At 54.5% G+C, this 13,457-nt stretch carries 13 protein-coding genes and 2 pseudogenes; 10 read left to right on the top strand and 5 right to left on the bottom strand.

The window, feature by feature from the left end; translation table 11 throughout:
- Positions 1–13 precede the first annotated feature (13 nt).
- From U6037_RS17410 to U6037_RS17395, 4 genes and pseudogenes are all read left to right on the top strand, one after another.
- A complete protein-coding gene (locus U6037_RS17410) occupies positions 14–1,504 on the top strand; it encodes an aldehyde dehydrogenase (RefSeq protein ID WP_322843906.1) in 1,491 nt (496 codons plus the stop codon).
- A 49-nt stretch (positions 1,505–1,553) separates the two neighbouring features.
- Positions 1,554–2,837 carry an FAD-binding oxidoreductase gene (locus tag U6037_RS17405; protein ID WP_322843905.1) on the top strand — a complete coding sequence of 428 codons (1,284 nt, stop codon included), beginning with the start codon at positions 1,554–1,556 and terminating at the stop codon, positions 2,835–2,837.
- A gap of 641 nt (positions 2,838–3,478) precedes the next feature.
- A complete protein-coding gene (locus U6037_RS17400; RefSeq protein WP_007950154.1) occupies positions 3,479–4,027 on the top strand; it encodes a cupin domain-containing protein in 549 nt (182 codons plus the stop codon).
- Between the two features lie 479 nt (positions 4,028–4,506).
- Positions 4,507–4,746 (top strand): annotated as a pseudogene (locus U6037_RS17395) (cupin domain-containing protein); the annotation flags it as partial.
- A 587-nt stretch (positions 4,747–5,333) separates the two neighbouring features.
- Here U6037_RS17395 and U6037_RS17390 read toward each other — a convergent pair.
- On the bottom strand, positions 5,334–5,618 hold the full coding sequence (locus tag U6037_RS17390) for a fructose-bisphosphate aldolase (protein WP_322843904.1): 285 nt from the start codon (positions 5,616–5,618) through the stop codon (positions 5,334–5,336).
- A 528-nt stretch (positions 5,619–6,146) separates the two neighbouring features.
- Between U6037_RS17390 and U6037_RS17385 the strand changes: the two are divergent.
- Together U6037_RS17385 and U6037_RS17380 are read left to right on the top strand one after the other, a co-directional pair.
- A pseudogene (locus tag U6037_RS17385) lies at positions 6,147–6,472 on the top strand (cupin domain-containing protein); the annotation flags it as partial.
- Positions 6,473–6,705: 233 nt separating this feature from the next.
- Entirely contained in the window at positions 6,706–7,128 is a 423-nt protein-coding gene (locus U6037_RS17380; protein ID WP_322843903.1) for a hypothetical protein, read from the top strand.
- A gap of 705 nt (positions 7,129–7,833) precedes the next feature.
- Here the strand turns inward: U6037_RS17380 and U6037_RS17375 are convergent.
- Positions 7,834–8,622: a DUF4225 domain-containing protein gene (locus tag U6037_RS17375; RefSeq protein WP_322843902.1), complete on the bottom strand. Its 789-nt coding sequence runs from the start codon at positions 8,620–8,622 to the stop codon at positions 7,834–7,836.
- Positions 8,615–9,115 carry an Hcp family type VI secretion system effector gene (locus U6037_RS17370; RefSeq protein ID WP_322843901.1) on the bottom strand — a complete coding sequence of 167 codons (501 nt, stop codon included), beginning with the start codon at positions 9,113–9,115 and terminating at the stop codon, positions 8,615–8,617. The genes U6037_RS17375 and U6037_RS17370 overlap by 8 nt, the downstream gene beginning before the upstream one ends.
- A gap of 339 nt (positions 9,116–9,454) precedes the next feature.
- Here U6037_RS17370 and U6037_RS17365 point away from each other — a divergent pair, with 339 nt between their 5' ends.
- Positions 9,455–9,739, top strand: coding sequence for a hypothetical protein (locus U6037_RS17365; protein WP_322843900.1), 285 nt, complete (start codon positions 9,455–9,457; stop codon positions 9,737–9,739).
- A gap of 78 nt (positions 9,740–9,817) precedes the next feature.
- Here the strand turns inward: U6037_RS17365 and U6037_RS17360 are convergent, their stop codons facing one another.
- Positions 9,818–10,249, bottom strand: coding sequence for a hypothetical protein (locus U6037_RS17360; RefSeq protein WP_322843899.1), 432 nt, complete (start codon positions 10,247–10,249; stop codon positions 9,818–9,820).
- A 166-nt stretch (positions 10,250–10,415) separates the two neighbouring features.
- Here U6037_RS17360 and U6037_RS17355 point away from each other — a divergent pair, with 166 nt between their 5' ends.
- The 3 genes from U6037_RS17355 (at position 10,416) to U6037_RS17345 (ending at position 12,408) form a co-directional block, all read left to right on the top strand.
- A complete protein-coding gene (locus U6037_RS17355) occupies positions 10,416–10,805 on the top strand; it encodes a hypothetical protein (RefSeq protein WP_322843898.1) in 390 nt (129 codons plus the stop codon).
- A gap of 15 nt (positions 10,806–10,820) precedes the next feature.
- Positions 10,821–11,243 carry an HD domain-containing protein gene (locus tag U6037_RS17350; RefSeq protein WP_322843897.1) on the top strand — a complete coding sequence of 141 codons (423 nt, stop codon included), beginning with the start codon at positions 10,821–10,823 and terminating at the stop codon, positions 11,241–11,243.
- A 142-nt stretch (positions 11,244–11,385) separates the two neighbouring features.
- Positions 11,386–12,408 carry an AbrB family transcriptional regulator gene (locus tag U6037_RS17345; protein WP_322843896.1) on the top strand — a complete coding sequence of 341 codons (1,023 nt, stop codon included), beginning with the start codon at positions 11,386–11,388 and terminating at the stop codon, positions 12,406–12,408.
- 214 nt (positions 12,409–12,622) lie between these two features.
- Here U6037_RS17345 and U6037_RS17340 read toward each other — a convergent pair whose 3' ends face one another.
- Complete coding sequence (locus U6037_RS17340) at positions 12,623–13,399, bottom strand: NAD(P)H-dependent oxidoreductase (RefSeq protein WP_322843895.1); 777 nt, start codon at positions 13,397–13,399, stop codon at positions 12,623–12,625.
- Between the last annotated feature and the right edge of the window lie 58 nt (positions 13,400–13,457).

Here is a 13,457-nt window from a genome sequence, read left to right as displayed (position 1 = left end):
TCGAGCCACAACAATGACAACGACCCGCAACGACTGGGAACAACGCTTCCAGTCCCTGACCATCGAAGCCCGCGCGTTCATCAACGGTGAATACCGCCCGGCCATCAGTGGCGACACCTTCGAATGCCTGAGCCCCGTCGACGGCCGTTTCCTCGCCTCCGTGGCCAGCACCGATGAAGCCGACGCCAACCTCGCCGTTGAAGTCGCGCGCCAGTCTTTTGAATCCGGCGTGTGGGCGAAAAAAGCCCCGGCCGAGCGCAAGCGCATCCTGATTCGCTTCGCTGATCTGATCCTGCAGAACCAGGAAGAACTGGCGCTGCTGGAAACCCTCGACATGGGTAAACCGATCAGCGATTCGATGAGTATCGACATCCCGGCGACCGCCAACGCGATCCGCTGGAGCGCCGAAGCCATCGACAAGATCTACGACGAAGTCGCCGCCACCCCGCACGACCAACTTGGCCTCGTCACCCGCGAGCCATCCGGCGTGGTCGCGGCCATCGTGCCGTGGAACTTCCCGTTGATCATGGCCAGCTGGAAGTTCGCTCCAGCGCTGGCAGCAGGCAACTCGTTCATCCTCAAGCCTTCGGAAAAGTCGCCACTGACCGCAATCCGCATCGCCCAGCTCGCGCTGGATGCCGGCATTCCGAAAGGCGTGTTCAACGTCCTGCCGGGCTTCGGCCACACCGTCGGCAAGGCGCTGGCGTTGCACATGGACGTCGACGTGCTGGCCTTCACTGGCTCCACGGCGATTGCCAAGCAACTGATGATTTATGCAGGCCTTAGCAACATGAAACGCGTCTGGCTCGAAGCAGGGGGCAAGAGCCCGAACGTGGTGTTTGCCGACGCACCGGACTTGCGCGCGGCAGCACAAGCGGCGGCCGGCGCCATTGCCTTCAACCAGGGCGAAGTGTGCACGGCGGGTTCGCGCTTGCTGGTCGAGCGTTCGATCCGCGAGCAATTCATCCCGCTGCTGGTGGAAGCACTGCAAGCGTGGAAACCGGGTCACGCACTCGATCCAGCCACCACCGTCGGTGCCGTGGTCGATCAGCGTCAACTCGACAACGTGCTGCGCTACATCAGCATCGGTCGCGAGCAGGGCGCCGAGCTGATCGCGGGCGGCCAACGCACCCTCGAAGAAACCGGCGGCCTCTATGTGCAACCGGCGCTGTTCGACGGCGTGACCAACGCGATGACCATCGCCCAGGAAGAAATCTTCGGCCCGGTGCTGTCGCTGATCACCTTCGACACCGCCGAAGAAGCGCTGCAGATCGCCAACGACAGCATCTTCGGCCTCGCCGCCGGCGTGTGGACCAGCAACCTCAGCAAGGCGCACACCTTCGCCCGTGGCCTGCGTGCCGGCAGCGTCTGGGTCAACCAGTACGACGGCGGCGACATGACCGCTCCGTTCGGTGGCTTCAAACAGTCGGGCAACGGCCGCGATAAATCGCTGCACGCGTTCGACAAGTACACCGAGCTGAAAGCGACCTGGATCAAGCTCTGACTCTATTACAGCGGTGGTCGCCGTTTATTGGCGACCCTCGGAGAAACGTATGAAACAACAACACGTAAACAGCTACTACGCCGCCACCCGCAACGAAGTCATCGACTTTCCGGTTCTGGAAGAGTCGGTCGAGTGCGATGTCTGCATCATCGGCGCCGGTTACACCGGCCTGTCCTCGGCGCTGTTCCTCACCGAAGCCGGCTATAAAGTGACGGTGCTGGAAGCAGCAAAAGTCGGCTACGGCGCCAGCGGTCGCAATGGCGGTCAACTGGTCAACTCCTACAGCCGCGACGTCGACGTGATCGAAGAGCGTTACGGCGACAAGACTGCAGAAATTCTCGGCAGCATGATCTTCGAAGGCGCCGACATCATCCGTTCGCGCATCAAGGAATACGACATCCAATGCGACTACCGCCCGGGCGGTATCTTCGCAGCGATGAACAAGAAACAACTCAACGGTCTGGCTGAGCAGAAGCGTGGCTGGGAACGTTACGGCAACCGCAATCTGAAGATGCTCGACGCGGCTGAGATTCGTCGTGAAGTCGGCTCCGATGCATACGTCGGCGGTCTGCTCGACATGCAGGGCGGCCACGTTCACCCGCTGAACCTGGCGCTCGGTGAGGCGGCTGCGATCACACGTTTGGGTGGCAAGATCTACGAGCAATCGGCGGCCGTGGAAATCAAATACGGCGAGCCCAACGTCGTGCGCACTGCCAAAGGCCAGGTCCGCGCCAAGTACTTGCTGATCGCCGGCAACGCCTACCTGCCGCAAGGTCTCGACAACCGCGTGACCGCGAAAAGCATGCCGTGCGGCTCGCAGATCGTCGTCACCGAGCCGTTGACCGAGAAACAGGCGCGCAGCCTGATCACCAACAACTACTGCGTCGAAGACTGCAATTACTTGCTGGATTACTACCGCCTGACTGCCGACAACCGTCTGCTGTACGGCGGCGGCGTGGTCTACGGCGCGCGTGAACCGGACGACATTGAACAACTGATCCGCCCGAAGATCCTCAAGACCTTCCCGCAGCTCAAAGACGTCAAGATCGACTACCGCTGGACCGGCAACTTCCTGCTGACCATGTCACGCATGCCGCAGTTCGGCCGCATCGAAAAGAACGCCTATTACATGCAAGGCTACAGCGGCCACGGCGTCACCTGCTCGCATCTGGCCGGCAAACTGATCTCGGAAATGATCCGCGGCGACGCCGAACGCTTCGACGCCTTCGCATCGCTGCCGCACATGCCAATGATCGGCGGCCGCACCTTCTCGGCGCCACTGACCGCCCTCGGCGCCGTCTACTACTCCTTGCGCGACCGCTTCGGCCTCTAAGTTACCTCCCCGGCGGCGGCCCAAGACCCCGCCGGTTTTTCTTATCGCAACACTCCCTGATATCCAAATGTGGGAGCTGGCTTGCCAGCGATGAGGCCAGCAAACACAACATCAATCCGACTGAAACACCAAAGATCAAATTGTAGGAGTGAGCCTGCTCGCGATGAGGCTAGAAAAGACACCATCACTCCCGCTGACACACCACAAAACCTGTGGGAGCTGGCTTGCCAGCGATGGCGGTCTTTCAGCAAAAGGGATGTTGAATGTGCCACCCAATCGCTGGCAAGCCAGCTCCCACAGGTTTTGTATTCAGCCCAGAATTACCACCGGCAGGTTCATTTCACCCACCGTCCATCGAACCTGCTGAGCAACACCGGCAAACGTGATTTAATAGCCGCCTTTCACGGTTCCGGGACACGGGAGCAACGTGATCCGCGCCCCTCGCGCGGCACCCGCCACCCACCCCCATTACCCGTGGGTCTGTGCGAGAACCGCCGAGCGGCGATCAGGCAAGGCAAAAACAGGCGAGGAAGCGGAGTGTAGGGCCCTACATGAGCATTCCGAGCCTGTTTTTAACGCAGCATGATCGTCGCGCAGGCAGTTTTCGCGCAGAGCCTAAGTACTTCTCACATAAGGCAGTCATGGATACGGGTTCTCGACTCAAACTAGTACGCGAAAGCTACAAACTCTCCCAGCGCGAGCTGGCCCGGCGTAGCGGCGTGACCAATGCCACCATCTCCCTGATCGAACAGAATCGCGTCAGCCCCTCCGTCAGCTCCCTGAAAAAGCTGCTCGAAGGCATACCGATGTCCCTGGCCGACTTCTTCACCTTCGACCAACCCCCGCGCGAACACCAATACGTCTTCCGCGCCAACGAACAACCCGACCTCGGCCGCCACGGCCTGCGCCTGCTGCTGATCGGCGCCTCCGTACCCAGCCGGCAGATGCGCTTGCTGCGCGAGCAATACGCCCCGGGTGCGAGTTCCGGGGAAGAGCCGATTGTGCATGCGGAAGGTGAGGAGTGCGGGCTGGTGACGCGTGGCACGGTGGAGTTGACTGTGGATGGGTCGGTAAGTGTTTTGAATGCGGGGGATGGGTACTATTTTCCGACGACGCTGCCGCATAAGTTCCGCAATATTGGGGCGGATGAGGCAGAGATTATCAGTGCGAATACGCCGGCGAATTTTTGATTCATTATTTATTTAGTTGTCCAGCGGATTTTTCAGCTTTTTGAGAGCTCCGCTGGACCTGGCGCAGGCGCTGTTTATTTATCTTTGCACTCACCATTACTTCCTTTGGAGCTTTGAGGGCAGTTAGTTCCATATACAGATTTGCTTTCCTTATAAATATTTTCGGATTTAAGGTTTGCCAGCGTTAGACTTGAGTATCCTATGCAGCCGAATACTAGTAGCGCTAATGAAGCGGGTGCGATTTTACGAGAATTTTTCATCACGATCCTTATGCCTGTATGATTTGTTAATGGGGTTTAATTGGTATTGCCTCTCACGGTTTGAACGTAATGGCGAGTCAGGGTTTTCACACCTGTAATTTCTGACAGTTTTTTATACTGGTTTGCTATGTATGTGGTTTGTTTTATTCCGATTTCACAATGATTGGTATGAAAGGTTACCCAGTATAAAAGGTGACGGTACAAAGGGTTGTAAGTCTATTTTTATACGAGCAATACGCCCCGGGCGCGAGTACCGGGGAAGAGCCGATTGTGCATGCGGAAGGCGAGGAGTGCGGGTTGGTGACCCGTGGCACGGTGGAGTTGACCGTGGATGGGTCGGTGAGTGTGTTGAATGCGGGGGATGGGTATTGCTTTCCGACGACATTACCGCATAAGTTTAGGAATATCGGGGCGGATGAGGCTGAGATTATTAGTGCGAATACGCCGGCGAATTTTTAAATAAAAATTTTCGTCTGAGAAAGCTTTCCATTTGTAAAAAGAGAAATCGCTACATTGCGATTTCTCTTGATGTTAGCGGTTGGGAATGACCTGTTTTGCTCAGTCCTTTGTTTAGTATGTAGGGATGCAAGTTACGGGTATATCTATTCTTTTTGTTTGCTCAGTCACTTCTCCGTTAGAATTTTTACATGAGAATGTGATTTTTGTTGAGAGCTGATCTTTTGGTCTGCAAGCATCATTGCATGCCAATACTTGTGTCTTGGATTCGCATGTTAGCAGTCCTGTTTCATCTTGTGTCTCGTAGGTTACCAATTTTCTGGTTAGGCAATATTCATCCGCTATTGCAATAATGCTTGCCCCCATTGTTACGCTAAGAAAACATACCTTGAGCAAGATTTTCATGTGATCACCGTGGTGTGTGGAGTGTGTGTTTTTCTGGGGTGTTCGGTTAGTGATATTGGGTAAGGTTGCCAGTGTTTGCACCTGTCAAAGTTGACAGGTTTTTAGAATCAAATGAAATTAATACAATTTCAATTGGCTTTCTCGAACCGATGGTGAAGGTTAATGCTACAGCTAATAAGCAGCGTTCATTCCTGACTAAATCCTCGTTGCTCAATCACCTGAAACAAATCACGCACATCCTGCACCATTATCCTGGCGATGTTGGTCACGGTGTCGATGTCATGTTCGGCGTGGTCGGGGAAGCGGATGCAGGCGATGAGGTCAAGGTATTTGAGGACGGCGTTGAGGCGTTCGGCTGCGCAGGCGTGGAGGTCGCGTAGTGGGGCGTTGGTGTCGATGAGGAGGACGGGCTGGTCGGTGGCGGGGTGGGACATGTGGGCGTAGTGGTGGAGCGGTTTTTTGATCGTCATAGCAAAGGCCTCTCAGTAAAAATGAGCCACCGTTTTGCTGCGAAACAAGATGGGTGGCGGTTGTGAGCGGGTTCGCAGACCGAGGAGAAACCAGACTCGGCAGACTCGAAAGTCTCCCGCACACAACCGCCATAAAACGTAATGCCGGCGAATTTTGCCAGAATTGTCGCTAGACGGTGTTAGCCAATTTCTCGTTAGGGCTGCGAAACCCATCGCTGACGGCGGTCAGCGACAGATCCACTCTAGGCAGCAATTTCACCATCAACAACCGACCTGTAGGACGTGAAACGTGCACCTGTGGCGAGGGAGCTTGCTCCCGCACGGCGACGCAGTCGTCGTAATCCGGGGCGTACGGTATGTCTGGGAGAAACGGACTATCTGGCTTTGGGGCCGTTTCATAGCCCAGCGGGAGTAAGTTCCCTCGCCACACGGGGTGTTTTCCTACGAAGTTTTCAGACATCGAAATTGCGCGAGCCTTTAGGCGATAACTATTCGTCTGGCGCATCGCACCTTCTTCGCACACCCTCTGCCAATGCTGTAACAGACCTTGGCCGCCACGACCGGCGCCTGCTGCTTTTCGGCCTCTCCGTGCTCAGCCGGCAGATGCGCTTGCTGCGCGAACAACACGTACCGGGCGCAAGTTCTGGGGAAGAGCGGATTGTGCATGCGGAAGGCGAGGAGTGCGGGCTTGTCACCCGTGGCACGGTTGAGTTGCGGGGGATGGGTATTACTTTCCGACGACGCTGCTGAATAAGTTTCGGAATATCGGGGCAGATGAGGCGGAGATTATTAGCGCGAATACGCCGGCTAAACTCTGGATGGTGTCTGTAAGAACCGTCGTAGGGTGTGAATAATCCGATATCTGTTTGGGTGTCGGATTTTTTATTAATTTTTATTTTGAACGGGGAGGTCGCTGCTTTGAACTTGACCAGTTCTATTGGGAAACGTTTGTAAGAGTTTTCCCGAGGTGCTGTAAGACGAGTATGAGTTTTTACTGGTGATGTGGCCAGGAAGTGCTCGTCCTTTCTGGTTGTGTGTATATTGATTTTGTTTTTATCTTTCACTAATTGGGAGTGTGAGTGGAGATATGTTGATTCGAGAGTTTGGTGTTGTTATTGGTCTTTTCATTGTCACTCTCTTTCTCAGTGCGCTGTATAGCGCGCTACTGGTGCATAATTTGGAAAAGCTTGTTCCTCTGAGTGGTGTTGTCAGAAAGGTTATTTTAGGTGTTATTTTTTTTGGAATGTTGTTTGTTAATTTTCGTTATTTTTTTGTTGGGGAGCTTGCGGAGTGGCTTGGTCGAGATGCAGGGATAGAAGAAACTCCAGTAATTGTCGGCTATATTTATATTTTTGTTTCCGCATTGTTTTGCGCTGAGATTGTCGTTCAATTCATCGTTCAATTTATCGGTGGCGGATTCGATTTTACCGATCTTTATCGTGGCGTCATAGGTGTAGTGATGTTTGTAATAATTTTTATTTGGCTCTGGTTGCGCACGATAGATTTGTGATGGTGCTAGTTTGTTTTTGATGTGTTTGTGTTGTCTTTGTCTGTCATGCTTTTTATTGTAAGTGAGCTGGTCATTGCTTCAAATGCCAAGGCCAATTTCCCCATCTGATTGTAGGCGTTTTCTTAATTCATTGGATCTCGAATAAATAGTTTGGTTGAGTTGGTTTTCGAGTCAGTCTAAAGATGCCAATGATAGAGCGGCCCAATAGAGGGGCGAGGATTTTGATTTGTAGAAAAGATCTGAATGGTTGCATGAAGGTGCAGGGTCGGTGATGTTATGGATTTTTTGGCGTGTTTACATTGTGTTGCGGTTCAATTTTTTGAGGCTGAGAATTGGTCTTGAGGTTTTAGGGTGAGTTAATGAAACTGTATGACCTTCGGTATTATTTTAGTGTCTTCTGTCTTATTGTCGGTTCCGCTGGTTTCTGGGCGGTAATGATTGTGAGTGGTATTCGCCAGCTCATCGATCTAGAGGGAGGTTGGCTTTGGGTAGTTTTCTGGGGTATTTATATATTTCTTGTGGTGTTTGATTTGGTTTATAATTTACCGCGACTTCGTAACGTGCTCTATGGCGAAATGATTGAGGAAAAGTATTATAGCTTACGAGTTGCATGGATTCAGATAGTTGTTGTATCTATAACTGCGACTTTTATTTTTACTCCTTTTTTAATGGGGGTTGATTTATTTGTTGATGTCTCTTGCTGGGTTATGGCTGGTGGGCTGTTTTTTTTGTTTCTTGGGTTATTTTGTTATTTGAGTTTTTTCCAGCGATCATTTCGTTCTCGCCGTTGATAAAGCCGTCACTTGATAATTTTGCAGGAATCGACTCCTTTATAATGGTTCTCAGTGTGATGCTATCTGCAAGTGCTTCGAGGGCTAGTGCGAGCGCTCCCATTTGTTTGTATCCGCGCTCGTAGTTTATCGGGTCTCTATTGAAAAGCTGTACCGAGTCAGGCTTTCGAACAAAATTCATCATTCCGTTAATAGATAGGTAGAAATCGAAGGTGTAATAGGCCAAGTTGCCATTTTCAATGCCGAAAGTTTTTTGATAAGCCATCCTTATAGGCCCCAAAATACCTGGTTTTTCAGGGCCGACGTAGATGTTTCCCACTCCCTCGTAAATGTTGTTGATGCCATGAGCCACTAGGGCAGCGCCCTTGACACCGGCCCTCCCTCGGCTAGCTGAAATTACTAAGGCGCCCGCCTGAAGTTGCATGCTTCCCGCAGCGATAGTCACCCCATTCTGAAAATAAAACATGGATTTGGCAGAAAGCTCTGAATGCTCATCCCTGAGCTCCTTCAACCCTTGCTTCGCACTAATAACACCTTCATCCACCGCCCGAATAATCTCATTCGCATAAGACGACACAATCTCGCCAAATTTCAGCTGACTGAAACTGTCGTACAACTGCGTGGCACCAATCTGGCAGCCGAAAGCGACCAGGTCTGACGCGGCACGGGTAACGTCGTTAATGTCGCATGAGTCCTCATTCATCGTTATTCCCCCACGTGCTGGAACCGCACGTGCCCGCTTGAATATGCGTCCAACTGATTTCGCGATAAGTGAACGACACCAGTTCCTGTGGTTCTGCGTCATTGAGGTGAATGGCGTGGGGTACTTGAAGGTTGATGTGGGCGACTTTGGCGCCGGTTATGTGGATTTTGAAATATTTATCTTGAGTGCCGGCGGGCGAGGTTCGGTAGAAAAATATTGTGCATTCCAGCACTTCGCGTTCGTGAAGTGCGGCGGACAGGAGAGGGGAGGATTTGTCGATGTTCTTGGTGATCATGATTGGCAGGTGTTGGCCTCGGTCGGCACCCACGCTGCCGTTATTGCCGGCCGTCATGTTGTGTGAATAGGCCAGCACCATGATTTCATCCAGGTGGCCCAGCTGGCATTTATTGCCGATTGAGCTAGTGTCGGAACACCCGGCGGAGATCAGTCCTTGTCGGTTTCCGGTGATAGTCATGTAACTGTGATTGGCCATGGATGCTCTGCTTTATTGGCAAGTTAGTCTTGTCTGCAGAGTAACCGCCAACTAAAGCCAGGGCCGAGAGGCAGGGTTTCGCTGTTTTTGAAACTCAGACGGGTCTTACAGGGGCGGTAGAAAGTCAGGAAGTGAATGTTCTGAAGTGCTGCAGGTTATGGCCGGTTTTGGAACCGAGCGGGAGCAAGCTCCCTCGCCACATGGGGTGTTTTACTGCGAAGTTTTCAAACATCGAAATGGCCCGAGCCTTTTGGGCGATAACCATTCGTCCGACACGCCGCACCTTCGCCGCACACCTTCTTCCAATGCTGTAACTCCCCACGCAAAGGAAGAGCCACCATGCTGAACCATAAAATCGCGATGTTAACCCTCGCGGCGTTGCTGTCAGGCAGTTCGCTTTACGCGATCGCGGCCGGCGAAACGTCGACCCCGACAGCGAACGACGGCAACAGCCAGACTCGTGAACCGGCGTCTCCAGCCACCAATGCCGACCCGGATGCCAATTCGCTGCCCAAGGGTGGTGATGGTGGCAAGACCGACAATGGGCCGGTGCCTTCTGCCTCCAAACCCAGTCCTGCGGGTCAACCGTCCGGTAGCAGCAGTGGTGGTAATGGCGGTGGTTAATGGATATCGCGCACTAAAAGAGCCCGGTCTTTTGAGCCGGGCTTTTCTTTGCGTATCGCCAGCGCAAATATCAAACGATTACTTCGCTTTCCAATGCCCGCCACCATTCTCACAATCAATCCGCGCCTGCGCCAAATGCTCCACGTCGTAGTAATACGTGGTCACTTGGGCGTTGTCGGGGATGTTCAGCGCCTTGGCATTCTTGTCTTTGCTGGTGGAGTGCGGATTGGCCAGGGATTCCTGGGTTATGGTGGCGATGCACGTGGCCTGGTAGTGATCGGCACAGTGTTCGACCTTGGTTTTAGTGCTGCTGAGCATGTCTTTGCTTTCGTTGCTGCACGACCAGTCGATTGAGTTAACCGGCATGCCTTCGTATTCATAGCAGCTGTGGGTTTCCACCGCTGGCACCGAGGCGCTGGAGGATTGGGTCTGGACGTCGCAGCCTTCGGCCATGACGCAGGTGGGGATGACGGCGAAGCTGGCGATCAGAAGCAGGAAGCGAATGTTCATCGGGGTTTCCTCTTCAGGGGCGCCGGGTCTGATCGATGATTTTGGCGCTTTAAAGTTTCGAGGCGGAGTGGAGGAGGGAGGTTCCATCGGGTTTTTGATTTGCTCCTGTGGCGTACACTGCGAAACAATCGGAAACACTCAGCGCCCAAGGATTGGAACATTGCCCATGATCGAAATCGGCAGCCGCAATAACGCGCCCCCCGCACAGCATCCGTTCCACGACATCTATCTGTTTCACATTGACCCTGCAAAGCCAGACACGCCTTTCTGCTTCGAGCAGTCGATGTCCGGCGGGCACATGGAGCATGGCGGTGCGCGATGGTTGGCGCTGGATGAGCTGGACGCCTGGCCTGGAGAGTGGCGTGAGCATCTGCACAAGGCCGATTGCGCGTGGGTTGCCGAGTTGATCGATGCCCATCCAAAAGCCGATCAGGCCACACTGGTGTCGCTGATTCTTCAGCGTCATTGCGGGCCAGCGAAGCCAGTCAGTCGCCTGAAGGCGATCGGCAACTGGCTCAAGCGCAATATCCATGTCGGCGGCCGCTACGGTGTTTAAACCTCGGAGATTTTCATGACCCAGACCCTCGAACGCGCTATCGCCATCGCCGCCACGGCCCATGCCGGGCAGGTCGACAAGGGCGGTGCGCCGTACATTCTGCATCCGCTGAAAGTCATGTTACGCATGAGCACCCTGGAAGAGCGCATCGTCGCCGTGCTGCACGATGTGGTTGAGGATTGCGGTGTCAGCCTTGATGACTTGCGCAAGGAAGGCTTCAGCGAGGAGGTTTTGAGCGCTATCGAATCCGTGACCAAAGTGCCGGGCGAATCCTATGAAGACTTCGTTGACCGCGCCGCACAGAATCCGATCGGCCGGGTGGTGAAGCTGGCGGATCTGGAAGAGAACAGCGATCTGTCGCGAATTGCCTCGCCAAGTTGGGAAGATCTCGAACGGGTCGAAAAATACCGCCGGGCGATTGGCCGGTTGCGCGGCTGAAAACGAATACATCCCCTGTAGGAGCTGCCGAAGGCTGCGATCTTTTGATCTTGCTTTTAAAAACAAAAGTCAAAAGATCGCAGCCTTCGGCAGCTCCTACAGGGGGTTGTGGTGTGTCAGGTAAATAGCCAGGAAGGCGACTATGAAATCCATTTTCTGTTTGTTGATTGCCGCCGGTTTCGGCGCGCTGTTGCAGTTCGAAGGTGTGCCACACGGTTTACTGTTGGGCTCGATTGTCGTCACTGCATTGTTTGCCAGCAAAACCGGTATCGCCCCGGCAACTCCTTATGGACTTGGCTACATCCAGGTCACGCTGGGCATCGCCACCGGGTTGATGTTCGAAGCGTGGGATAGCGAGACGGCGTCAACGATGTTGCCGAGCCTTGGTGTGTTGTTGATTTGCCTGACGGTGCAAATCGTGTTGGCCGGATGGTGGCTGACACGCGGCGCAGGCTGGAATCGCACCGATGCGCTGTTGGCGGTCTATCCCGGTGCACTGGCTGCGGTGTTCGATTTACTCGAGTCGGAAAAAGCGTCAAGCAAGGTCATCATCGTGCACTTGATGCGCTTGCTGTTGATCACGGTGTTGGTGAGTTTCTTGATTCCCGGTCAAGCCACTGCGGTGGCGGTTGCCGATGGTGATCCTTTAACGACAGGCATGGCCCTGACGGCGCTTTCGGTGATTGCGTTGAGCGTGCTGCTCGGACGCTTGCTACTGGTAATCGGCGTACCGGCGCCGTTCATGCTCACCGCGATCATCATCACAGCGGTGTTTGTGAAATCGGGATGGCTGCACGGTTTTCATATGCCGGACTGGAGCCTGAATCTGGCGGCGCTGATTCTCGGCGTGCGGATCGGCTCAAGGTTTCAGGGGCTGGGCGTCGCGGAACTGGGACGTCATGGGCGCACAGCGTTGGTCTCGGTTGGGTTGATGATCGTGGTCGCGGCGGTATTTGCTGAAGTGGCGGCGCGCTGGTTGGGCAGTGATCCGCTGTCGCTGTGGTTGGCGTACATGCCGGGGGCGATTGAGACGATTGCGATTGTCGCGTTTGGTGGGGGGCTGAATGTGGTGTTTATTCTGACTCATCATTTGAGCCGGATGGTGTTGCTGCATTTTGCGCCGGCGTTGTTGGTGCAGGTGCGGCGGGCGCGCGAAGAGGCCTGACTGGAGCTGATGTCAATGTGTTGCGGTGTGTCAGTTAGATTCATCCCCCTCACCCCAGCCCTCTCCCCCAGGGGGGCGAGGGGGAAGGGAGCCGATCTCGGTGTCTTTCAAAAGCTGAGTTCAACTCGAGATATCAGGTCGGTGTAACTCGAACATCCAACGCGGTCGGCGCCCTCTCCCTCCGGGAGAGGGCTGGGGTGAGGGCAATGCGGCGCTAACGGATGTGTGCGTCGAAGCCTTCGCTATCCGGCGCGATATCGCTCTTCAACGTCAAAGCAGGAATCTCATACTCCCCGGCATTCTGCTGCCGAAACCCGATCGGCCTTGCACTCCACAACTCATCCAGCCGCCGCCCCAACTCATCGCAAGTCTCGGCATACCGCTCCGCATCCATCCGACTCGTCCGATACACCACAAACGGTGGCACCACTTCAAAACCGGGGTAATACAAAATCCCGTGCTGAATCGGAAACAGCAAATCATCCATCGGCCCGTTAATCCCGCGCGGCGCGTAGTGCGATTCCCAGCCGCCAGTGGTGACCATCAACATCGCCCGTTTGCCTTTCATTTTCCCTTCGCCATAACGCTCGCCCCAACGACTGTCGGAATGTTCGCCGACGCCATAGGCAAAACCGTAGGCGTATACCCGATCGACCCAACCTTTGAGAATGGCGGGCATGGTGAACCACCACAGCGGAAACTGCAGAATCAGCGCATCCGCCCACAACAGTTTTTCCTGCTCGCGAGCGATGTCGGCGGCCTGAGTGCCTTCGGCGTAAGCGACTTTCGAGTCGAGCGAGGCATGGAACGGTTTCGTCGCATCGCGCTCAGGGGCGTCGTCGGCGTCCAGCGTGGCTTTCCAGTTCATCGCGTAGAGGTCGGAGACTTGCACGGTGTGACCGGCGGCTTGCAGGCGCTGGACGCTGAAGTCGCGCAGCGAGCCGTTGAGGGAAGTCGGTTCCGGGTGGGCGTAGACGAGTAAGACGTTCATGTTGAAGCTCCGTTAGCTGAGTGACTGCAGGATCGGCGTTCAACCGGTATATTGGAAA

Source organism: Pseudomonas sp. B33.4, assembly GCF_034555375.1.
GTDB lineage: Bacteria > Pseudomonadota > Gammaproteobacteria > Pseudomonadales > Pseudomonadaceae > Aquipseudomonas.
The sequence above is the reverse complement of the archived record's forward strand: the minus strand, read 5'-3'. Positions and strand labels throughout refer to the sequence as shown.